Genomic DNA, 19,706 nt, shown 5'->3' with positions numbered 1-19,706 from the left:
ACCGGGCGCCGACCGGTCGCCGCGACAGGGCCCTCATCCTCACCGCGACCGGGGCGCCTTCGCCCCCTCGCGCCGGTCAGGTGCCGATGGCGTCGAGATCCAGTGACGCGAGCGCCGAAGGCTGACGCAGCAGAGCCCCTTCGAACCGACACGTCGCCGCAGCCACGTCCATCGAGCGCGTGAGCACGGCCTCCCAGGCGTCCGCGTCGGCGGGCGGATCGGCCGCCATCGCGGCGATCACGGTTGCGAACGCGGCGTCGCCCGCTCCCATGGTGTCGATCACGCGGCCCGGCAGCGACGAGATCGGTCGGGTCACCTCGTGGCGGTCGGCCTCCAGCGTCGCGCCCGACGAGCCTGCCGTGGCGAGCACCGCCTCGGCGCCGAGATCGATCAGGCGAGCGCGGAGGACGTCGAGGTCGGCGTCGTACAGCAACCGCGCGTCGTCGTCACCCACCTTCACGAGCGCGGCGCCCGACACAAGCTTCTCGAAGCCCGCCACGAACCGAGCGCGGTCGTGCAGCATCCCGGTGCGCGGATTCGGGTCGATCGCGACACGCGTGCCGCCGAGGGCGTCGGCGAGCTCCTCGGTCTGGCGGTCGTCGTCGAACGGGTAGCAGCTGACCGCGACCATCGCGGCATCGGTCATCGCCGCCCGTTCGGCATCGCCGAAGCGGATGCCGCGGTTCCACGCTGCGTCGTTGAACTCGTAGGTCGGCTCGCCTGCGCCCGACCGCGTACTCACCGCTCGCGACGAGCCGCGCGACGACGGCGTCGCGAGCAGTTCGACACCGTGATCGGCGAGGTATCTGCGGATGTGCTCACCTGCTTCGTCGTCGCCGACCATCGCGATGAGCGTCGCAGCGACGCCGAGCCGCTGCAGCCCGACCGCGACGTTGAGGGCCGCACCCCCGACGAACTCACGCACTCCGTTGTCGTCGCGCAGCTCATCGATGAGCGCGTCACCGACGACGACCACTCTGTCGCCCATTCAGTCCTCCTCGGCGGTCTCCAGGATCCGCTCCACGAACGCCTCGGCGCGCCGGCGCGTGCCGTCGATGCGCAGATCCACGCTCGCGCGCATCTCATTCGGGGCCAGCGGCAGTGCGAGCCGCACGTTCTCGTGACACGACAGGTCGGCGCAGATGTACGTGCCGACGCTGTCTCCGTGCTTCCCCGCCGTTCCCGCCTTGCGCGCCGTGAACAACGACACCTGATCGGCGGGCTGCATCGTGTGGCAGAGGTTGCACATCGCCGATCGCGCCCGCGAGCTGCCGTCGGCACGCCGCAGCACGACGCCGCGCACGGCACCGTCGATCTCGGCGATCACATAGCCGCGCCCGCGGGCGCGCGGATCGCGCCAGGCATAGAAGTCGAGGTGGTCCCAGTCGGCGAGCGGGAAGTCGGTCGGCAACGCGACCATCCGCACCTCGTCCGCCGGAGCATTGACGAACGACGACCGCACGTCGGTTTCGGTCAGTGGGCGCATGGCACCTCCTGTGCGCCCAGTCTACGAAGCGCACGCCCGAACGGCACCGGGTTCGCTCAGCGGGATGCGGCCTCCGCGGCATCCGTCTCATCGGCGCCGCCACCCGCCGAGCCGTCCGCGGCATCCGTGCGTTCGCGGATCAGGAACCCGAAACCGAACGCGATGAAGAACATCAGCACGCCGTAGACGGCGGCCGGCAGACTGAGCTCGACCGAGCCGAGCACCGTCTGCGCGATCACGATCGCGAGGGTGGCGTTGTGGATGCCGATCTCGAACGACGAGGCGATCGCCTGGCGCCTGCCCACGCGCAGCAGACGCGGAACGGTATAGCCGACACCGAGGCTGATGAGGCAGAACACGATCGTGATGAGCGCCAGCGCCGCGAAGTTCTCAACGAGCAGCGTCCAGTTCGACGCGACGGCGCCACCGATGACGACGACGAGGATGATGACCGATGCGATGCGCACCGGCTTGTCCATCGCCTTCGCGAAGGCGGGCCAGAAGCGGCGCACGAGCATCCCGAGCGCCACCGGCAGCAGCACGATCGCGAACACCTCGAGCGTCTTCGACCACTGCAGGCCGAGCTGGTCGTCGAAGGGGTTGAAGTAGAGGATCGCGAGGTTGGTGATCAGCGGCAGGGTGACCACCGCGATGACCGAGTTCACGGCGGTGAGCGAGATGTTCAAGGCGACATCGCCGCGGAACAGATGGCTGTACAGATTGGCCGTCGTCCCACCGGGAGACGCGGCGAGCATCATCATGCCGACCGCGAGGATCGGCGGAAGCTGGAAGGCGAGCACGAGCCCGAAGCAGACGGCGGGAAGCAGCACGAGCTGACACAGCAGAGCGACGATCACCGCCTTCGGCTGCTTCAGAACCCGGGCGAAGTCGCCGAGGGTGAGGCTCAGGCCCAGACCGAACATGATGATTCCGAGGGCCACGGGAAGTCCGATGGTCGTCAACGCTGACATGGAACTCAGTGTGCCGGATTCCGCTACGCCGTGTCACCCGTTGTCCACAGGCGAGCAGGCATCACCAGCCGAGACGGCGCGCGACGACGTCGGCGGCCATCACGGGGAAGTCCGCCCAGCCGGGTTCGAGCACCTCGCGCAGCAGCAGGAATTGGCCGCGCGCCGACTCTTCGAGCGGTCGGTCGAGCAGATCCGCAAGTCGGCCGCCCCACTGCGGGAAGTCGCGCTCGAACCGACGCATCGGGTCGATCGTGTCGCGCTGCGTCGTCGACGAGCCGGCGAACCGGCCGCGGATGGCGCGCACGAGGTGCTGAGGCGCCCACTGTCGGACGAAGCCGTTGCCGTTGAGCCGTTCACCTCGGCGCGAGCGACCGACGCCGATGAGCAGCTTCACGAGCACGAGCCGCGCGTCGTTGGCCGGATCGAACCGATCGGATGCCGCGGCGCGCGCCTGCGCCTGCTCGATGAGCTGCGCGGTGGTTCCGCTCTCGTCGTCGACGACGACGGATGCCTCGCCGGCGACCGCGTCCGCCAGCTCCGAGGCATCCGAGAGGGCGAACTCGAAGACGTGTCCATCGTCGTAGACCGCGACGAAGCCGATCTCGCCCTCGCGCGCGGTGAGGACGAGCCGGTCCTGCTCGGGAAGCCAGGTGAGGTCGGGACGCAGCCGCGCCCCGGCGCCGCGCGCGGTGATGGCGAAGAAATCGTGGTCCGACCACTCGTCGCGTCGCACGGACCCCGCTTCGGCGGCAGAGCCGAGCAACGCCAAGCCGACCAGGCCGTCGGTCGCGCGCACGGCACGGGCGAGGGCGTCGCTGCGCTGCGCGAACCGGTCGGACCGCGAGGCGCCGCTCACGATCGCTCGGCTTCTTCGGCCGTGGTGCGCCAGCGGGCATCCGCGATGCCGCTCCACGACTGATCGGGGCCGTCGGGCGCGAGGTCGGGCGCAGCGGGGGCCGGCAGCCGCCACGCGGCGAAGACGGGGCCCTCAGCAGACAGCAGCACCGCCCCGTCGTCGGCGACGCCGAGGGTGGCCTGGCCGTACAGCGTCTCGGCTCGATGCGCACCCGGGAGCGCCGCGGCCGGCAGTTCGACGTCGAGGTCGCCGGTCGAGGCGACGACGAGGACGGTCTCGGTCTCGCCCTCGCGCACGAACGCCAGTGACGCGTCGTCGACGTGCACCCACCTGAGCCCGCCCCGCGCGAGAGCCGGATGGGCGCGCCGCAACCCGATCAGGTCGCGATACACCTCCAGCCGCTCGGCGACGGCGGGATCGCGCTCGTCGCTCCCCCACGGCATGGGCACGCGGCTCATCTCGCCGTCGACCCCGGTGTCGCCGAACTCGTCTCCGGCGAAGACGACCGGCATCCCGGGCAGCGTCATCGACAGTCCGACGGCGATCGGAATCGTGCCCGGGCGGGCGACGCTGGCGAATCTCCCGGTGTCGTGCGAGTCCAGCGCCTGCATGTTGCCCAGGCGCACGCGCCACGGCAGATTCGAGGTGAAGCGGGTCATCGCCGCGACCAGGTCGCGCGCGGTGTAGCGCGGGATGCCGCCGATGGGCTGGCCGAAGAACCAGGGGTCGTGGCGGACGTCACCCTCGGCGGTGGTGTAGGCCGCACCGCGCGCCTCGCCGAGCCACGCCCACAGCGGGCGCGTGAACGGCGGATACGTCATCGCACCGTGCCAGCCGTCGCCCTGCAGATCGGCGCTGGGGTCGTTCGCGACCTCGGCGAGCAGCACCGTGTCGGGGTTGACTTCGATCATCGTGCGCCGCAGCACCCGCCTCACGTCGGCGTTCACGTCGATCGCGCCGAGTCGCCCGGTCATGTTGGCGACGTCGATCCGCCACCCGTCGAGGCGGTACGGCGCGTCGAGCCACTTCGCGACGACCGAGTCGGGGCCCTCGATGAAGCGATCGCGCAGCGCCTGCGACGACCAGTTGAACTTCGGCAGCGACGGTGTCCCGAGCCAGGCCTCGTAGCGCAGGTTCTCGTCGTCGACGAAGTAGTAGTAGTCCGACTCGGGCGCGTCGGGATGGCCCACGGCCGCCTGGAACCATTCGTGTCGGTCTCCCGAGTGGTTGCTCGTCAGGTCGCCGATGACGCGGATGCCGCGCGCGTGGGCGGCCTCGACCAGTCGCACGAGCGCCTCGTCTCCGCCCAGCAGCGGATCGACGCGGTCGAAGCTCGACGAGTCGTAGCGATGGTTCGACGCGGCGGGGAAGAACGGCGTCAGGTAGATGAGGTCGATGCCGAGGTCGGCGAGGTGGTCGAGTCGATCGACGATGCCGTCGAGGTCGCCGCCGTAGAACTGCTGCGAGCGGCCCGGGAGGACCGGGTCGACCGGGTCGTCCCATTCCGCCGGGATCGCCCAGTCGGGCAGCTCGCGCTCGTCGGCCGCCTGCGACCGTGCGAAGCGGTCGGGGAAGATCTGATACATCACCGCGTCGTACATCCAGCGCGGCGGTGCCGGGTGGGCGATCACCGCGAAGTCTTCGGTGTCGAGGGTCTCGAGCGAGTGGATGCCCGCCTGATTGAGCCACTCGACGCGGCCGTCCTCGTGCTGGAGAACCCAACGGTAGCCCTGACGCGGGTTCGCGATTCGCAGCGGCGCATCCCACCACTGCCATCCGTCCGCGACACCTGCCGGCGTCGCCGTCGACCAAGCGGGCTCGTGGTCCGGATTGGAGCGCACGCGCACGGCCGCCAACGGCCCGTAGCCGACCGGGACGCGAAGGCGCAGCGTCACGGTGTCGCCGAGGGAGGGCTCGAGATCGGACACATGGATCGGCGAGCCGTCGTGATGGGGCAGGAGATTCGTCATCGGGATGCCTTTCGAACTGCAGGCGGCGTCGCCGCCCGGGATGCGACGTGGTTGCACGGCGCACGCCATGACAGAGCCCTCGGATTGTTGTTCGGTTGTCGATCCATCGTGGCACGCGGCGACGACAGAGTCAGAGGCGGCCGCCGATGTGGATCGCGACGGCCGTCTGAGGTGCGAGATCGATACGCACGGTGCCGTCCGAGACGGTGTACGTCTCGCCGCGGCATCCGTCGTCGACGACCGCGTCACGGCCGCCGCTGACGACATCGCAGTACTTCCCCGACGGCAGGCTCGTCGGGATCTCGATGCGCTGCGTCTCGGAGCCCACGTTGACGGCCACCACGCCGCGGCCCTCGCGCTCGAAGCCGTAGGCGTCGCCCGCATCGACACCCTCGAGCCGTGGAGCGTCGCCCGCGAAGGCGCGGAACTCGAGCATTCCGGCGACCGCCGGCCACGTCTGCACGCATGTGCGCGCACCGTCGTCGTAGTCGTCGGCGGGCACGTCGGTCTCGAGCGCGCACGAGACCGGCGTCACGCGGCCGTCGGAGTCGGTGGGGGCGCCGGCGTCGCGGTCGCTGAACGCGTAGCCCGAATAGACGACGGGCGTGCCGTAGTCGTCCGCCAGCATGAGCGCGTTCGCGATGATGTACATCGCAGCGTCCCGGTAGGTGACCCTGGCCTCTCCCCGCTCGGTGTCGTGGTTGTCGACGAACACGAGCGCCGAGTCCGAGGGAACGTGCAGTGGCCGGTCGCCGTCGAGTTCGGGATCGTTGAACACGCCGTTCTGCAGCGGTGGGGTGAGATCGCGGGCGTATGTGAACTCGAACACCTCGCCGAAGCCGACGTACTCCTCGGGGGTGATCGGCTCACCGCCGCCGCGAATGACCTCGCTCATGATGCGTGTGCCGGCCGGCAGCGGCGCGACGATGGCCGCCACGTCGTCGGCCGCCATGTGCTTGGCGGCGTCGATGCGGAAGCCCGCGACGCCCAGGGCCAGCAGGTCTTCGAGATAGGCGGTGATCGTCGCCTGGACGGAGGGGCTCGCCGTGTCGAGGTCGGCGAGGTTCACCAGCTCGCAGGTCTGGACCTGCTCACGCGAGGTGTAATCCTGGATGTCGTCGTCGGCCGTGAGGCCGCAGTGGTGGAAGTCGGCGTCGGTGTACAGACCGGGGTACTCGTAGTGCTCGTACGCCGATCCCGCCCAGCCGGTTCCGGGGGTGTCCTGGCCCGTCATGTGGTTGACGACCGCGTCGGCGATCACCGCCACGCCGGCCCCGTCGCAGCGCTCGACCATGTCGGCGAACTCTTCGCGGCTGCCCAGGCGCGAGTCGATCGCGTGGCTCACGGGCTGATACGACGCCCACCACTCGTCGCGCACGATGTGCTCGTTCGGCGGCGACGTGAGCACCCACGCGAACCCGTTCGGTCCGAGCGTCGTCTCGCACTCGTCGGCGATCGCGGTCCAGGGCAACTGGAAGAGCTGGATGCCGACGTCCGGCGGAGCCGGCTCGACCTCGACCGATTCGACCGTCGGGGAGCACGCGACCAGCCCACCCACGACCAGGCACGCGGCGAGCGCGCCGACGGCTGCGCGGACGACCGCGCGGACGTTGTGCGGCATCCCGCTACTTCACGCTCCCCGCGGTCAGCCCGCCCACGATGTAGCGCTGGAGAGCGAGGAACAGCGCGACGGGCAGGATCGCGGCGAGCACGGCTCCGGCGGCGAACACGCTCCAGTTCTGCGAGAACTGGTCGGAGATGAACTTGTAGAGGCCGACGGCGAGCGTCTGCTTCTCGGGGTCGATGAGGATGACGCTCGCCAGCACGAACTCGCTCGAGGTGCCGATGAACGACAGCAGACCGACGACGGCCAGGATCGGCGCGACAAGGCGCAGGATGATCGTGAAGAAGATCCGCGCGTGGCCTGCTCCGTCGATCTTGGCGGCTTCGTCGATCGATGAGGGAACCGTGTTGAAGAACCCGTACATGAGGTACGTGTTCACGCCGAGCGCACCGCCCAGGTAGACCATGATCAGGCCGACCTGGGTGTTCAGTCCCAGCGCGGGGAAGATGTCGCCGATCTGCACCATGAGCAGGAAGATCGCGACCATCGCGAGCATCTGCGGGAACATCTGCACGACCAGCAGGGACGTCAGCCCGAACCGGCGGCCGGTGAACCGCATGCGTGAGAACGAGTAGGCCGCCAGCGCGCCGAGGAACACGGTGCCTGCGGCGGTGATCAGGCCGATGACGAGTGTGTTCACGAACCACGCGCCGTACGGATGGCGCGGAGTCGTGAACAGCTCCACATAGCTCTCGATGCTGAGGTTCGAGAAGAGCGAGTTCGCCGTCAGCAGCGTTCCGCCCGGGTTCAGCGAAGCCGACAAGACGTACAGGAGCGGGAAGATCGCGAAGATCGCGACCGCGATACCGACCAGGTGTCGCCAGCCGGTCTCGCGGAAGTATCGCTTGAAAGGACGGCGGGGCAGCGCCACCTCACCGCGGACGCCTGCGCCGTCATGTCCGGTGGGGGTGTGCAGGGCGTCATCGTCGTCGGCGACGCGGTCGAGCAGATCGCGTGCGGCGGGGGCGCCCGGTCGGAGGTTGCTCATGTCAGTTCAGCTCCTCGAGTGCCTTGGTCCGTCGGAACGCGATCACCGAGATCGTGCCGACGAGGATGAAGATGATGATCGAGAACGCGCTGGCCAGACCGTAATCGGCGGTGGAGCCGACGAAGGCGACCTTGTAGACGAGGGTGATGAGGATGTCGGTGGCGCCGACGTTCACCGAGGCGCTGGCGTCGCGCGGCCCGCCACCGGTGAGCATGTAGATCAGGCTGAAGTTGTTGAAGTTGTAGGCGAACGAAGCGATCAGCAGCGGGGCGACCGCGACGAACAGCAGCGGCAGCTTGATGTTGCGGAACACCTGCCACGCGCTCGCGCCGTCGACCCGGGCTGCTTCCTGCAGATCCTCGGGGATCGCCTGGAGCGCGCCCGTGCAGATGAGGAACATGTACGGGAAGCCCAGCCAGAGGTTCACGAAGATGATGCTGAACTTCGCCAGCCATTCGTTCGTCAGCCAGGGGATGTCGGCGCCGCCGAGAAGGACGACGTTGATGAAGCCGAACTCCTGGTTCATCATGCCCGCCCACACGAGCGCCGAGAGGAAGCCGGGGAACGCGTACGGGAGGATCATGATGACCCGGTAGTACTTCTTGGACTTCATGCGCGGATCGTTGAACACGATCGCCAGGAACAGGCCCATGACGAACGTCGTCGCCACCGACAGGAACGCGAAGACGAAGGTCCAGATCAGCACGCCGAAGAAGGGAGCGCGGATCGACTGTTCGGTGAAGGCCCGCACGAAGTTGTCGAAGCCGACCCAGATCTGCCATCCCGGCAGCAGCTCCGAACCGTCCTCGGCGGTGAACGCACCCGTGCCGATGTCGGCGTAGACGATCCCGGTGCGCGTGTCGGTCATGGTGTCGGCCTGCTCGTCGTACACGAGCTTGGACAGGTACACGTACGCGCTCGACCCGTCGGGGGTGCGCAGCGAGCCGTCGTTGGGGTCGTCGCTCAGAGGCACCGCCATGTCGGCGATCACCTGCTGGTTGGCGACGATTCCCGCGAAGTCGAGGGAGTTGTAGCCGGGGACGCCGACGGCCTTTCCGCCGTCCATTTCGGCGTTGTCGACCGGCTGGAGAGGACGCTCCTCGCCGCCGAGCTCGACGTCGCCGTCGGGATCGGTGACCAGGAACGAGAACTCGCCGAGCTGCTCGACGACGGTGAGCTGGTACGCGGGCGAGTCGGGCACGCGCTCCTGTGCCGACAGGAGCAGCGAGCTGACCGCGCTGTCCTTGTCCGAATTGTGGCCCGTGCCGTAGTTGGTGAAGGCGATGTAGCCGGTGTAGGCGGCCGCGAAGATCTGGAAGACGAAGAGGAAGATGAGGCCGGGGATCAGGTACTTCGCCGGCAGATGCCCGCGGGTGAAGTAGATCCAGTTCGCGTATCCGGTGACGGCGAGAACGACGAGGGCGGGCACCCACTGCTCGGATTGGATGAGCACCAGGATCGAGTAGACGGCGAGGGCGTCGATGATGCCCAATGCGACGACCTTGAGCAGCAGGATCTTCCAGCCGCCGCTCGCCGCCTCGGCCAGCTGCATCGCGCGCTTGGAGCGCGAAGCGCGCTTGCGGTCTTCGGCGGAGTTCGCTGCGCGCTCCCGCGTTGTCGTCGGCGTCGTCATCGTCGCTCTTCCCGTTCGGATCCTACGGCGGTGGAGGGCGGGGCGACATCCGTGTGGATGCCGCCCCGCCGACTGATCGGAGTGTTACTCGATCGCCGTCTGGACGTCGGCGGCCATCTTGTTCCACAGCTCGACCGGGTCGCCGCCGGTGCCGTTGATGATGGCGGCCTCGGTCACGCCCCAGAACTGCCAGACCGAACCCATCTCGGGGATGGAGGGCATGGGAACCGCGTTGGCGCCGACCTCGCCGAAGCCGGCGGTGATCGGGCTGCTGGCGACAGCGGCATCGTACGCCGCGGTCAGCGCCGGAGTGCGTCCGCCGACCTCGAACAGCGCCATCTGCACGTCTTCGCTGCCGATGTAGTTCACGAGGAACTCGTTGGCGGCGAGGCGGTTCTCGCTCTCGGAGCTCAGGAAGAAGCCCTGCACACCGGCGAACGGCTGCGCGTCCTGGCCACCGGCCGAGGGGATCGGGTCGACGGCGAGGTTGATGCCCGCTTCCTCGGCGGCGGGGACGTTCCACGGACCGGTGATGAAGAAGGGCGCCTCGCCGGCCACGAAGTTCTCACGGGCGAGGTCGCCGGTGATGTTCGTGTTGAAGATGCCCGCAGCACCCTGAGCGGCGAGCCACGTCGCGAACTCCTGGCCGCCCTCGTTGCCGATCTCGAGGTCCTCGGCGTTGTAGCTGCCGTCCGGGTTGGTGCCGAAGACGGGGGCACCGAACGACGTCTGGAACGGGTACAGGTGGTACGGGTCGGCGGCCTCGGGATCGAGACCCACGAGGAACGCGTACTCGGTGCCGGCGGCCTGACCCTTGGCGATCATGTCGTCGTAGTCGGTGGCGGCGTCGGGCACGAGGTCGGCGTTGCGCAGGATGGCGATGTTCTCGATCGCGTACGGAACGGCGTAGGTCTGGCCGTCGTACGCCCACGCGTCGATCGCGACCTGCTGGAAGTCGGCCGACTTGTCGCCGAGCTCGACCGGGGCGACGACACCGTTGGTCACGAGGACGCCGAGCCAGTCGTGCGCGCCCACCGCGATATCAGGGCCCTCACCGGTCGGAACCTGCTGGACGAACTGGTCGCGGATCTCGCCGAACTCCTTCTGGACGAGCTCGACCTCGACGCCGGTCTCCTCGGTGAATTCCGCTGCGGCGTCCTCGAGGACGCCGGCGCGGTCGGCGTCGACCCAGACCGTGATCGAACCGGACATCTCGGGGGCGGTGGTCTCGCCGCCCGAGTCGCTGCTGCTGCCGCCGGCGCAGCCGACGAGGGTCAGGGATGAAACGGCGGCGATCGCGCCGAGGGCGACGACGCTCCTCTTGTTCACCTTCATTGGTGTGTGTGCCTCTCTGGGTGCTGGATGATCGGCACTCGAGCGGCGGCGCCGTCGAGGCCATTACGTGCGGCTCGCGAATGCAAGCGCTTACATTCTGCACACAACCCCCACGATCTGGCAACCGGGAACGGCGTTCGATATCTCGCTGTGACCTTCACGGACATCCGGGAGCAGTGCGGTGCGAGGCTAGACTCCCGGCATGGCTGATTCCTCTTTCGACATCGTCAGCAAGGTCGACCACCAGGAGGCCGACAACGCGTTGAACCAGGCCCGCAAGGAGGTCGAGCAGCGCTACGACTTCAAGGGCACCGGAGCATCGATCGCCTGGAGCGGCGAGCAGATCCTCATCGTCGCGAACTCCGAGGAACGGGCGAAGGCCGTGCTCGACGTCTTCCAGTCCAAGCTCATCAAGCGCGGCATCTCGCTCAAGAGCCTCGAGTCGGGCGACCCCGTCGCCAGCGGCAAGGAGTTCCGCATCGCATCGAGCCTCAAAGACGGCATTTCGCAGGAGAACGCGAAGAAGATCGGCAAGATCATCCGCGATGAGGGCCCCAAGTCGGTGAAGTCGCAGATCCAGGGCGACGAGATGCGCGTGCAGTCCAAGAGCCGCGACGACCTTCAGGAGGTCATCCGTCTGCTCAAGGCGGCCGACCTCGACGTCGACCTGCAGTTCGTCAACTACCGGTAGACCATCCTCCGCCCTCGCGGCGGAACTGTTCGGCCGTTGGGCACTCGACCGTGCGCCCGACGGCCAACCCTCGTTCACCGTGCGTTCACATAGAGACGCTTCTATCTAACACGGATAGAAACCCATCTATCTGACTCGCCATCTGCGGCGAGCTCGAACAAGGCCGAAAGGCCCTGAACGAAAGCGCACCGTGAACACAACCACAGCCAAGTTCGCAGCTACCGCCCTGCTGCTCAGCGGAGCCCTGGCGCTCAGCGCCTGCGGCGGCCAGTCGTCGGCCGGAGGCACCGGCGAGGAGGGCTCCGCCATGGGCGGAACCGTCGCCTCCGACGGATCGTCGACCGTCGCTCCCCTGACCGAGGCCGCCGCCACCGAGTTCGCGTCCGTCGAGCCCGAGATCCAGGTCACCGTCGCCACATCCGGCACGGGAGGCGGCTTCAAGACCTTCTGCGCGGGCGAGACCGACCTCTCCAACGCGTCGCGTCCCATCAAGGACGAAGAGGCCGAGGCCTGCGCCGACGCCGGCATCGAGTTCACCGAGATCGTGATCGCGAACGATGGACTGTCGGTCGTCGTGAACCCCGAGAACGACTGGATCGACTGCATCACGGTCGAGCAGCTCAACACCATCTGGTCGCCCGAGTCCGAGGGCGAGATCATGAATTGGAACCAGGTCGACCCCTCGTTCCCGGACGAGCCGCTCACGCTCTACGGTGCGGGCACCGATTCGGGCACGTTCGACTACTTCACCGACGTGATCAACGGCGAAGAGGGCGCGAGCCGCACCGACTACAGCCCGTCGGAGGACGACAACGTCACCATCCAGGGCGTGTCGGGCGAGCTCGGCGCGATGGGCTACTTCGGCCTGAGCTACCTCGAGGAGAACATGGACCTCCTCAAGGGCCTCGAGGTCGACGGCGGCGACGGCTGCGTCTACCCCTCGACCGAGACGGTGCAGGACGGCAGCTACACGCCGCTGGGCCGCCCGCTGTTCATCTACGTCAGCAACGCCTCGTACGCAGACAAGCCCGAGGTGCAGACCTTCGTGGACTACTACGTCGAGAACGCCGTGAGCGTCGCCCAGGCCGCGCTGTTCGTGCCCCTCACCGACGAGCAGGTCTCGATCGCTCAGGAGGAGCTCGCCAGCCTGATCGGCTGACGCCCATCCGACACGGCCGGGGGCGGAGACCCCTCCGCCCCCGGCCGTTCGATCGAGGAGCCCCATGACCACTCTCTCCACCGCGCGCCACCGCAAGGTCGACCGCGGACCATCCAGCCTTCACGCGAAGCCCCGGCCTCTGGATCTCGCGATCCGGCTGCTGTTCCGGCTCGCCGCGATCTTCACGATCGTCATCACCGCCGGCATCCTGGTGGCGCTGCTGATCCCCTCGATCGGCTTCTTCGCCCAGGTGCCGGTCACCGAGTTCCTCTTCGGAACGCGATGGGCGCCGCGCTTCGCCGACGCCTCGTTCGGCGTCGTCCCTCTGGTCACCGCCACCGCGTGGACCACCGCGATCGCGCTGCTGGTCGCCGTGCCCTTCGGTCTGGGCGCCGCCGTCTTCCTTTCCGAATACGCGCACCACCGAGCCCGCAAGATCCTCAAGCCCATCCTCGAGCTGCTCGCGGGCATCCCCACCGTCGTCTACGGCTACTTCGCCGTCCAGTTCGTGCAGGCGACCGTCCTGCGCGACTGGCTCCAGCTCGACACCGGCTCGTTCAGTGTCCTGTCGGCCGGCTTCGTCATGGGAGTCATGATCATCCCGACCATCGCATCGATCAGCGAGGATGCGATGTCGGCCGTGCCCAACGCCCTGCGCCAGGGCTCGGCCGCACTCGGAGCGAACCGGATGCAGACGACGGTGCGCGTCGTCTTCCCCGCCGCGCTGTCCGGCATCATCGCCGCGGTCGTCCTCGGCATCTCGCGCGCCGTCGGCGAGACCATGATCGTCGCACTCGCCGCCGGCCAGCAGGCCCGCATCGTCACCGGCCCGCTCGAAGCCGGCCAGACCATGACCGGCTTCATCGCACAGGCGGCGCTCGGCGACTCGCCGGTCGGTTCGCTCGAATACGACACCCTGTTCGCGGTCGGTCTGCTCCTGTTCCTGATCACGCTCCTGGTGAACTTCGTCAGCATCGCGATCGTGCGTCGATTCCGGGAGGCCTACTGATGTCCACGTCCACGAAGACCCGCGGCATCGGCGGCGTCATGCAACAGTCGATCCGCGGTCGCGCCAAGGGCGGCGAGTCGAGCCCGCGCTCGATCATCTTCCTGGTCGCATTGTGGTTCTGCCTGCTGTTCGCCCTGCTGTTCCTGACGGTGCTGCTGGTGACCATCTGGATCGATGGGAACGGACGGCTCGACTCGCGACTGTTCACGGAGTACCCGTCGTCGAACCCGGATGACGCCGGTGCCCGCCCCGCGATCCTCGGCTCGCTGTGGGTCATCGGCACGACGGCGGTCATGACACTGCCGATCGGCGTCGCCGCTGCGATCCACCTCGAGGAGTTCGCCGACCGGAACAACTGGATCAACCGCGGTGTCGAGCTCAACGTGCAGAACCTCGCCGCGATCCCGTCGGTCATCTACGGCATGCTCACCCTCGCGGCGCTCGGGTTCTTCGGCGTCGTCAACAAGAACCAGGTGTGGGTGGGTGCACTCGCGCTGAGCATGCTCATCCTGCCGGTGATCATCATCGCGACCCGCGAGGCCCTGCGTGCCGTACCGGCAGAGATCCGCCAGGGCTCGCTCGCGCTGGGCGCCACGCCGCTGCAGACCGTGTTCCGCAACACGCTGCCGGCGGCTCTGCCCGGCATCGCGACCGGGTCGATCCTCGGCCTCTCGCGCGCGCTCGGCGAAGCCGCGCCGTTGCTGCTGCTGGGCGGCCTGGTCTTCCTGCGGTTCGATCCGAACGGCCTGCAGAGCGGCTACACGACCATGCCGATCCAGATCTTCAACTGGACCGGCCGCCCGCAGGAGGGCTTCCACGAGCTCGCCGCCGCGACGAGCATCGTGCTGCTGATCGTGCTGCTGGCGATGAACGCGCTGGCCATCTTCATCCGAAACCGCTACCAGCAGCGCTGGTGACCCGAAAGGCCCATCATGAACGACATCAGCGGCGCTCAGCCCAGCATGCACTTCGACCACGCGCTCAGCCGCACCGCGCACGCGGACTACGACCCGCCCACGGTGCTCGACTGCAACGACGTCAACATCTTCTACGGCTCGTTCCGTGCGGTCACCGGCGTCAGCCTCGCGTTCCATCGCCACGAGATCACCGCGCTCATCGGCCCCTCGGGCTGCGGCAAGTCGACGGTGCTGCGCTCTCTGAACCGCATGAACGACCTGGTCGAAGGCGCGCGCGTCGAGGGCACGATCATGTTCAACGACGAGAACATCTACGGCAAGGACGTCGACGCCATCGAGGTGCGTCGCCGGATCGGCATGGTCTTCCAGAAGCCCAACCCGTTCCCCAAGTCGATCTACGACAACATCGCATACGGCCCACGCGTCACGGGCATGAAGGTGTCGTCGATGGACGACCTCGTCGAGGAGGCCCTCACCAAGGCTGCGCTGTGGGATGAGGTCAAGGACAAGCTCAAGCAGTCGGCGTTCGGGCTGTCGGGCGGCCAGCAGCAGCGTCTGTGCATCGCGCGCACGATCGCGGTGCAGCCCGAGGTCATCCTGATGGACGAGCCATGCTCGGCGCTCGACCCGATCGCGACGACGAAGATCGAAGACCTCATGCACGAGCTGCGCAACGAGTACACGATCGTCATCGTCACGCACAATATGCAGCAGGCGGCGCGCGTCGCCGACCGGACGGCGTTCTTCACCGCACTCGCCGACGACACCACCGGCGACCGCACCGGCGTGCTGGTCGAGTACGACTTCACCTCGAAGCTGTTCGAGCAGCCCGCCGACCAGCGCACCGAGGATTACATCAGCGGCCGGTTCGGATGAGGCCCCTCGCGGTCGACGGCACCCGGCGCGCGCTGCTGCTGGGGCCGGATGCCGCGGTGCGCGGTCGCCCGGCCGAGTACCGGCACGCCGGGATCTCGATCGCCTGTCATGCCGACCCCCTCCATGCGCTGGTCGACGCAGCCCATGATCCGGGGACGATCGTCGTTCTCGCCAGCGACTTCAGCGCCCTGCCGCTCGCGGACGCCCTCGATCTGCTTCTCGCGGTCTGCCCCGACTCGGTCATCCTCGGCCTGTCGGACGCCGAGGCGGTCGACGCCGTCCGCGTGGCGCTCGCCGCGGGGGTTCGCACGACCGTCATGCTGCCGCTCACGCCGGACCGCCTGCGCGCGGCCATCGGCCGTCTTCCCCATGCGGCCGCGCCGCATGTCGGCGACGAGATCCTCTCGGTGGGCGGACTCACCGTCGACACCCGCAGCCACCGGGTGACGTGGCGCGGCGAGCCCGTCGAGGTGACGCTGCGCGAGTTCGCCGTGCTCGAGGCGCTCGTCCGCTCGCACCCCCATCTGGCGACACTCGAAGAGCTCGCCGCCGAGTACGCGGGGCGCACGGCCGACCCGTTCGCGGCGATCCGCGTGGCGGTCAGCCGGCTGCGCACCCGCCTGCTCGACCCAGGCTCGAATGGCGCGTCGCCCATCGAGACGGTGCGCGGAGTCGGCTACCGGCTCGCCTGCTGAGGGGCCAGACCGAGTTCTGCGATCAGGTCGACGACCCGCAGCCTCACCTCATCGCGGATCACACGCAGCTCGTCGTCGTCGACGGTGAGCGGGTCCTCGAGCGGCCAGTCGAGGTATCTCCGGCCCGGGTAGACCGGGCACGCGTCGCCGCATCCCATCGTGATGACGTAGTCGGCCGCCTGCACGACCTCGTCGGTGAGGGGTTTCGGGTAGTCGTCGGCTGCCGGTACGCCGACCTCGGCGAGCGTGCGCGCGATGCGAGGGTCGACCTCGGCGGCCGGCGCCGAACCCGCCGTGCGCACGTGCACCGTGTTGCCCGCGAGATGCCGCAGGTACGCGGAGGCCAGCTGCGACCGACCGGCATTCTGAACGCAGACGAAGAGCACCTCCGGCGTCCCGCGCAGGACGAGGCCCTCTGCGGAAGCGAGAGCCTCGAGTCGCTCCGCCGCATAGCGCGCCGTCAGGGTCGCCAGGTGCGACCTCACGTTGGCGCTGCGGCTGAGCAGCAGATAGCTCTCGGCGACGTAGCGTGAGACCGTCTCGGCGCTGAAGGTCGAAGCGAACCGGTAGGCGAGGTCGCGCGCGACCGCATCGACGGCGGTCGGCAGCGCCGCGACGGGCGCGCGGCGTTCGCGCAGCGCGCGCAACGCGGGGTCGTCGATGAGCAACCGCCCGAACCGCACCCAACCGTGCGCCGTCAGCGTCCAGCCGATGTCGGCGTCGCGTTGCACGATGCCCGCGCGGCCGAGCACGTCGACCGCGGTCGCCGCCCGCTCCGCAGCCACGTGGAGTGCGTCGGCGAGCTCGGCCGGATGGATGCCGGCGGCGATCGCGCTGAGCACGCGGAGATTGATCGAGTCACCGAGCACGGCCGCCTGCGCTGCACGCGCGACCGCCTCGCCGGGGTCGAGGGGCCTGCCGATGCGATGCGTGCGCTTCTCCCCCTCGGTCATCGCAGCAGGTCCTCGATCGCGTCGCGCCGATGCGGGTCGAGGGAGAGCCAGACGAACTTTCCCTCCGGTTCCCGCACGAGCACGCCATCGTCGACGAGGATGCGCACGTGGTGGGTGACGGTCGGCTGGGTCAGCCCCAGCACCTCGGCCAACTGCCCCACCGTCGCCCTGGCGTCGGTGGAACCGAGGATCGCACTGAGCAGCTGCAGCCGTGTCGGGTCGGCGACGACCCGCAGTGTGCGGGACAGCTCTTCGGCCGCCGATCGTCCGAGCGTCGGTCCGTTGTGCTCCGGCAGCGGGCGGGTCGCGTGCATAGACCGGATTCTATGCGAAGGTCAGGCGGAGACCGTCCCTTCACCCGGCCCGACGTGGGTGTGGATGCGCTCCCCGGACGCGCTGAAGATGCTCAGGACCTCGGCCGGCCCGTCGTTCGTGGCGCTGATGCTGTGCGGCATCCGCGTATCGAACTCGGCCGCCTCGCCCCGCTCGATGATGTGCTCGTGGCCGGCCAGAGCGAGGCGCACGCGACCGCTGAGCACGTACAGCCACTCGTACCCCTCATGAGTCCGTGCTGCGGGCGCCGCATCCGTCGCCGGGTAGGTGATCTTGAAGGTCTGCACCGCGGAGTGCTCAAGCGTGAGCGGCGCGATGACCATGCCGTCGCGCCGCTGTACGGCTCGCCGCACCCGCGGGTCGCTCGGCGGGGTGGGCAGCAGATCGTCGATCCGCATCCCCAGGTGTCGTGTGAGCGGCAGCAGCAGCGCGAGACTGGCCTGGCGCTTGCCCGACTCCAGGCGAGAGAGGGTGCTCGCCGACATCCCGGCACGCGCGGCGAGGTCGTCCAGCGTCCAGCCGCGGTCCCGTCGCGCGGCGCGCAATCGGGGACCGATCTGTGCGAGAGCGGTGTCCATGGCACCAGTTTGCCATCTTCGCAAGACAGCTTGCCGATCGAAGCGGATCTTCGTCACGCTGGGACCATGACGAACGACTGGGATGCCGTGATCATCGGCGGCGGCGCGGCGGGCCTGAGTGCCGCACAGATGCTGGGGCGCTCGCGGCGGCGGGTGCTCGTGATCGATGCGGGCAGACCGCGGAACCGCTTCGCGGCCCACATGCACGGCGTGCTCGGCCACGATGGCGTCGATCCTGCGGAACTGCTCGCGCGAGGCAGAGACGAGGCGCACCGGTATGACGTCGCCTTCGCCTCGGGAACCGTCGTCGCCGTCACCGAGGTCGACGGCCGCCTGCGCGTCACCAGGTCGGACGGCCTCGTCGACACCGCGCGCGCCCTGGTGATCGCCACCGGAGTCCGCGACGACCTCCCCGACATCCCGGGTCTGCGCGAGCAGTGGGGTCGCTCGGTGCTCCACTGTCCCTACTGCCACGGCTGGGAGGTCGCCGGGCAGCGGCTCGGCGTTCTCGCCACCTCGATCGCGAGCATCCATCAGATCGAACTGGTGCGCCAGCTCTCCGATCATGTCACCGCCTTCACCGCCCGAGCCGGCACGCTCGACGAGGCGGCCCTCGAGCGCCTCTCCGCCCGCGGCATCGCCATCGCACCGTCGCCCGTCCGCGAAGTGGCCCACCGCGAGGACGGACTCGTCATCGCCACCGAGGACCAGAGCGAGGTCGTCGTCGACGCACTGTTCACGGGCGGTGAGCCCGAGCTCGGCCTCGACTTCGCCGAGCAGCTGCGCCTCGTCCGCGGCGACCAGCCCGGCGGGCCGATCGTCACCGACCTGCGGGGCGCGACGAGCCACCCGCGCGTGTTCGCGGCCGGCAACGCCACCATGCCCTTCGCCAACGTGCCGGTCGCGATGGGCGCGGGATCGATGGCCGGGGCGGGCGCCAATGCGATGCTCGCCGCCGAGGACTTCGACCTCGCCGTGGCCGAGCGGACGGCCCGACGCAACGCCGAGTGGGAGGCCCGCTACGCCGCCCAGGACCGTTTCTGGTCGGGTCGCGTGAACTCCTCGGTCGCCGCGATCGTCGCCGAGCTGCCCCCGGGAACGGCGCTCGACATCGGCTCGGGTGAGGGCGGCGATGTGGTGTGGCTCGCCGAGCACGGATGGGAGGCCACCGGTGTCGACGTCTCGGCCACCGCGGTGCGGCGCGCCGCCGAGTTCGCGGCATCCCGCGGCGTCGCAGCGACGTTCGTCGAAGGCGACGGACCAGCGACGGTCGAGGACCGTTTCGATCTGGTGCTCGCGAGCTTCCTGCACTCGTGGGAGCCCGACTTCCCCCGCACGCGGATGCTGCGTGATGCGGCCGACCGCGTCGCGCCGGGCGGCCTGCTGCTCATCGTCTCGCACGCGGCCCCGCCGCCCTGGGTGCGCGAGGTTCCCGCCCACGCCCCCGTCATGCGCGCGCCCGAGGAGGATCTCGCGCTGCTCCGTCTCGACCCGAAGACCTGGGCGCCCCAGATCGTGGAGGTGCGGCGCCGGGCTGCCACGGCTCCCGACGGATCGGCCGCGCACCTCGACGACGGGATCCTCCTGCTGCGCCGGATCGGGTAGGCCTTGCACGCCGGGCGTCCCCACGCA

General features: G+C 69.0%; 19 protein-coding genes. 7 read left to right on the top strand and 12 right to left on the bottom strand.

Annotated elements, in window-relative coordinates; genetic code table 11:
- Window positions 1-76 precede the first annotated feature (76 nt).
- From ABD663_RS14345 to ABD663_RS14305, 9 genes are all read right to left on the bottom strand, one after another.
- On the bottom strand, window positions 77-988 hold the full coding sequence (locus ABD663_RS14345; RefSeq protein WP_344739703.1) for a PfkB family carbohydrate kinase: 912 nt from the start codon (window positions 986-988) through the stop codon (window positions 77-79).
- Window positions 989-1,486: an FBP domain-containing protein gene (locus ABD663_RS14340; RefSeq protein ID WP_344739701.1), complete on the bottom strand. Its 498-nt coding sequence runs from the start codon at window positions 1,484-1,486 to the stop codon at window positions 989-991.
- 56 nt (window positions 1,487-1,542) lie between these two features.
- A complete protein-coding gene (locus ABD663_RS14335) occupies window positions 1,543-2,457 on the bottom strand; it encodes a bile acid:sodium symporter family protein (protein WP_344739699.1) in 915 nt (304 codons plus the stop codon).
- A gap of 61 nt (window positions 2,458-2,518) precedes the next feature.
- Entirely contained in the window at window positions 2,519-3,313 is a 795-nt protein-coding gene (locus ABD663_RS14330; protein ID WP_344739697.1) for a hypothetical protein, read from the bottom strand.
- Window positions 3,310-5,283: a glycoside hydrolase family 13 protein gene (locus ABD663_RS14325; RefSeq protein WP_344739695.1), complete on the bottom strand. Its 1,974-nt coding sequence runs from the start codon at window positions 5,281-5,283 to the stop codon at window positions 3,310-3,312. Before ABD663_RS14325 ends, ABD663_RS14330 begins: the two co-directional genes overlap by 4 nt.
- A 130-nt stretch (window positions 5,284-5,413) precedes the next feature.
- On the bottom strand, window positions 5,414-6,904 hold the full coding sequence (locus tag ABD663_RS14320; protein ID WP_344739693.1) for an alpha-amylase: 1,491 nt from the start codon (window positions 6,902-6,904) through the stop codon (window positions 5,414-5,416).
- Window positions 6,905-6,908: 4 nt separating this feature from the next.
- Window positions 6,909-7,895 carry a sugar ABC transporter permease gene (locus ABD663_RS14315; protein WP_344739691.1) on the bottom strand — a complete coding sequence of 329 codons (987 nt, stop codon included), beginning with the start codon at window positions 7,893-7,895 and terminating at the stop codon, window positions 6,909-6,911.
- Window position 7,896: 1 nt separating this feature from the next.
- On the bottom strand, window positions 7,897-9,528 hold the full coding sequence (locus tag ABD663_RS14310; RefSeq protein WP_344739689.1) for an ABC transporter permease subunit: 1,632 nt from the start codon (window positions 9,526-9,528) through the stop codon (window positions 7,897-7,899).
- An 84-nt stretch (window positions 9,529-9,612) separates the two neighbouring features.
- Complete coding sequence (locus tag ABD663_RS14305) at window positions 9,613-10,863, bottom strand: sugar ABC transporter substrate-binding protein (RefSeq protein WP_344739687.1); 1,251 nt, start codon at window positions 10,861-10,863, stop codon at window positions 9,613-9,615.
- Window positions 10,864-11,065: 202 nt separating this feature from the next.
- Between ABD663_RS14305 and ABD663_RS14300 the strand changes: the two genes are divergently transcribed.
- From ABD663_RS14300 to ABD663_RS14275, 6 genes are all read left to right on the top strand, one after another.
- Window positions 11,066-11,554, top strand: a complete 489-nt coding sequence (locus tag ABD663_RS14300; RefSeq protein WP_344739685.1) for a YajQ family cyclic di-GMP-binding protein — start codon at window positions 11,066-11,068, stop codon at window positions 11,552-11,554.
- Between the two features lie 190 nt (window positions 11,555-11,744).
- The gene (locus tag ABD663_RS14295) at window positions 11,745-12,713 is read left to right on the top strand and encodes a PstS family phosphate ABC transporter substrate-binding protein (RefSeq protein ID WP_344739683.1); all 969 of its coding nucleotides are present in this window, start codon (window positions 11,745-11,747) and stop codon (window positions 12,711-12,713) included.
- Between the two features lie 64 nt (window positions 12,714-12,777).
- Window positions 12,778-13,722: a phosphate ABC transporter permease subunit PstC gene (gene pstC / locus ABD663_RS14290; RefSeq protein WP_344739682.1), complete on the top strand. Its 945-nt coding sequence runs from the start codon at window positions 12,778-12,780 to the stop codon at window positions 13,720-13,722.
- Complete coding sequence (gene pstA, locus ABD663_RS14285) at window positions 13,722-14,639, top strand: phosphate ABC transporter permease PstA (protein WP_344739681.1); 918 nt, start codon at window positions 13,722-13,724, stop codon at window positions 14,637-14,639. The genes pstC and pstA overlap by 1 nt, the downstream gene beginning before the upstream one ends.
- A gap of 45 nt (window positions 14,640-14,684) precedes the next feature.
- Complete coding sequence (gene pstB / locus ABD663_RS14280; protein ID WP_344740254.1) at window positions 14,685-15,515, top strand: phosphate ABC transporter ATP-binding protein PstB; 831 nt, start codon at window positions 14,685-14,687, stop codon at window positions 15,513-15,515.
- Window positions 15,512-16,210 carry a winged helix-turn-helix domain-containing protein gene (locus tag ABD663_RS14275; protein WP_344739679.1) on the top strand — a complete coding sequence of 233 codons (699 nt, stop codon included), beginning with the start codon at window positions 15,512-15,514 and terminating at the stop codon, window positions 16,208-16,210. Before pstB ends, ABD663_RS14275 begins: the two co-directional genes overlap by 4 nt.
- Here the strand turns inward: ABD663_RS14275 and ABD663_RS14270 are convergent.
- The 3 genes from ABD663_RS14270 to ABD663_RS14260 are packed head-to-tail and all read right to left on the bottom strand — an operon-like array spanning window position 16,192 to window position 18,074.
- A complete protein-coding gene (locus tag ABD663_RS14270) occupies window positions 16,192-17,163 on the bottom strand; it encodes an arsenate reductase ArsC (RefSeq protein ID WP_344739677.1) in 972 nt (323 codons plus the stop codon). The genes ABD663_RS14275 and ABD663_RS14270 overlap by 19 nt on opposite strands.
- The gene (locus ABD663_RS14265) at window positions 17,160-17,477 is read right to left on the bottom strand and encodes an ArsR/SmtB family transcription factor (protein ID WP_344739675.1); all 318 of its coding nucleotides are present in this window, start codon (window positions 17,475-17,477) and stop codon (window positions 17,160-17,162) included. The genes ABD663_RS14270 and ABD663_RS14265 overlap by 4 nt, the downstream gene beginning before the upstream one ends.
- Before the next feature lie 21 nt (window positions 17,478-17,498).
- Entirely contained in the window at window positions 17,499-18,074 is a 576-nt protein-coding gene (locus ABD663_RS14260; RefSeq protein WP_344739673.1) for a helix-turn-helix domain-containing protein, read from the bottom strand.
- Between the two features lie 66 nt (window positions 18,075-18,140).
- Between ABD663_RS14260 and ABD663_RS14255 the strand changes: the two genes are divergently transcribed.
- On the top strand, window positions 18,141-19,679 hold the full coding sequence (locus ABD663_RS14255) for an FAD-dependent oxidoreductase (protein ID WP_344739671.1): 1,539 nt from the start codon (window positions 18,141-18,143) through the stop codon (window positions 19,677-19,679).
- Window positions 19,680-19,706 lie beyond the last annotated feature (27 nt).

The organism is Microbacterium awajiense (assembly GCF_039536545.1).
In the GTDB taxonomy this organism is placed as follows: domain Bacteria; phylum Actinomycetota; class Actinomycetes; order Actinomycetales; family Microbacteriaceae; genus Microbacterium; species Microbacterium awajiense.
The sequence above is the reverse complement of the archived record's forward strand: the minus strand, read 5'-3'. Positions and strand labels throughout refer to the sequence as shown.

Excerpts from the sequence above, each read along its gene's own strand:
- pstC (WP_344739682.1), top strand. The coding sequence starts at position 12,778 with ATGACCACTCTCTCCACCGCGCGCCACCGCAAGGTCGACCGCGGACCA.
- ABD663_RS14260 (WP_344739673.1), bottom strand. The coding sequence starts at position 18,074 with ATGGACACCGCTCTCGCACAGATCGGTCCCCGATTGCGCGCCGCGCGA.
- ABD663_RS14305 (WP_344739687.1), bottom strand. The coding sequence starts at position 10,863 with ATGAAGGTGAACAAGAGGAGCGTCGTCGCCCTCGGCGCGATCGCCGCC.
- ABD663_RS14300 (WP_344739685.1), top strand. The coding sequence starts at position 11,066 with ATGGCTGATTCCTCTTTCGACATCGTCAGCAAGGTCGACCACCAGGAG.
- ABD663_RS14320 (WP_344739693.1), bottom strand. The coding sequence starts at position 6,904 with ATGCCGCACAACGTCCGCGCGGTCGTCCGCGCAGCCGTCGGCGCGCTC.
- pstB (WP_344740254.1), top strand. The coding sequence starts at position 14,685 with ATGCACTTCGACCACGCGCTCAGCCGCACCGCGCACGCGGACTACGAC.
- ABD663_RS14310 (WP_344739689.1), bottom strand. The coding sequence starts at position 9,528 with ATGACGACGCCGACGACAACGCGGGAGCGCGCAGCGAACTCCGCCGAA.
- ABD663_RS14275 (WP_344739679.1), top strand. The coding sequence starts at position 15,512 with ATGAGGCCCCTCGCGGTCGACGGCACCCGGCGCGCGCTGCTGCTGGGG.
- ABD663_RS14340 (WP_344739701.1), bottom strand. The coding sequence starts at position 1,486 with ATGCGCCCACTGACCGAAACCGACGTGCGGTCGTCGTTCGTCAATGCT.
- ABD663_RS14345 (WP_344739703.1), bottom strand. The coding sequence starts at position 988 with ATGGGCGACAGAGTGGTCGTCGTCGGTGACGCGCTCATCGATGAGCTG.
- ABD663_RS14270 (WP_344739677.1), bottom strand. The coding sequence starts at position 17,163 with ATGACCGAGGGGGAGAAGCGCACGCATCGCATCGGCAGGCCCCTCGAC.
- pstA (WP_344739681.1), top strand. The coding sequence starts at position 13,722 with ATGTCCACGTCCACGAAGACCCGCGGCATCGGCGGCGTCATGCAACAG.
- ABD663_RS14265 (WP_344739675.1), bottom strand. The coding sequence starts at position 17,477 with ATGCACGCGACCCGCCCGCTGCCGGAGCACAACGGACCGACGCTCGGA.
- ABD663_RS14315 (WP_344739691.1), bottom strand. The coding sequence starts at position 7,895 with ATGAGCAACCTCCGACCGGGCGCCCCCGCCGCACGCGATCTGCTCGAC.
- ABD663_RS14335 (WP_344739699.1), bottom strand. The coding sequence starts at position 2,457 with ATGTCAGCGTTGACGACCATCGGACTTCCCGTGGCCCTCGGAATCATC.
- ABD663_RS14325 (WP_344739695.1), bottom strand. The coding sequence starts at position 5,283 with ATGACGAATCTCCTGCCCCATCACGACGGCTCGCCGATCCATGTGTCC.
- ABD663_RS14255 (WP_344739671.1), top strand. The coding sequence starts at position 18,141 with ATGACGAACGACTGGGATGCCGTGATCATCGGCGGCGGCGCGGCGGGC.